Below are 1,213 nucleotides of genomic sequence, written 5' to 3' on the forward strand. Positions count from 1 at the left end.
CAGAAGATAGTTGTTCTTTGACTAATTCTGCCCTGACTATTTTTTTCCCAGCTTCTATTTTATCTTTTAAATTTGGAAATTTTTTTGATAATTCTTCTAAATCATTTTTGTCAAACAGCCCCCCTTTATGCCCATCAAGTATCGCAGCAATAACCTGATCGTCTGTCTGCTCACCGCTCTCGTAGGTTTCAATTATGCTATTAAGAATTTGTTGTTTAAGCTTACCTGTACCACCTCCCTCTTTTTGTGTTGCTTTACGATATGCTGCACCCCCGGCACCCATAACACCTGTCAACATAATGACTTGAGGTAAAACTTCCTTAGCAGATTTTAACCAATCCTCACCGCTTGTCCACTGACGTTTCTCTCCGCCTTCAACTTCTGCCTCGACTCTTTGTTGTCCCATCTGGGTAACAGCTTCGGTTGATTCTTCAGTGGCAAGAATACCACCAACTCTTGCTGCACCTTTTACCGCTTTCCCGGTTACACCCTTCAATGCTTTCCCTGCAATTTTCTTTACAAGTTTTTTCGGAACAAAACGTGCTCCTGGAAGATTTTTTGCTGTCATGAGAGCCAAGTCAAGGACATTACCTACAGCCTCTGGACCAGCTTCCCATAAACCATGTTTAGTGGCGAGTTCGTTAAATTCTTTTTTGAACTTATTTTCTTCTTCTATCGATATCGGCTTTCCGAATAACTTAATATTTTCTTCATTTCTTTTTTTAAGCCAGCTATCCATTGCTTGATAACTGTCCATACGGTAGGCGGCGGCGGCACCTCCAGCCATTGCACCAGCCACCCTTGCCCCCGGTACAAGAATTGGCGCAGTTACAGCAGCGCCTCCAAGAGTTCCTGCCATCGAAACACCTGAAAAGGCAAGGTTAGGTCCAAGTTCAGCAACATCTCTTTTTGAAACAAGACCGGGGATAAAGTCCCCAGTTTTCTCATATGATTCAGCCAGCCTTTGGTTACGCTTCTCAACCCAATCTACAAATTTATCTGCAATTCCTTTATCAACCGCAGATGCGCCAGCCTGCCCCTGCACTGCCATGATTGCTTTTGCAGCAAGATTTTCTGGAACACGCCCTATAGTTTTTGCAAAAGCCCCAAGCGTCGAGCCTTCGGTAGCAGGACGACCCATCCCTTCATCTCTGGCCCCTGCCCTGCTCTGCTCTATCTCTTTTACACCAGCATCGAACTCGTCCATCAACCA

General features: G+C 44.8%; 1 protein-coding gene. It reads right to left on the reverse strand.

Annotated features, from left to right (window positions below; all coding sequences use genetic code 11):
• On the reverse strand, positions 1 to 1,213 hold a 1,213-nt coding region (locus tag J7K40_11970), incomplete at both ends, for a hypothetical protein (GenBank protein MCD6163113.1).

This window comes from Candidatus Zixiibacteriota bacterium (genome assembly GCA_021159005.1).
GTDB lineage: Bacteria > Zixibacteria > MSB-5A5 > UBA10806 > 4484-95 > JAGGSN01.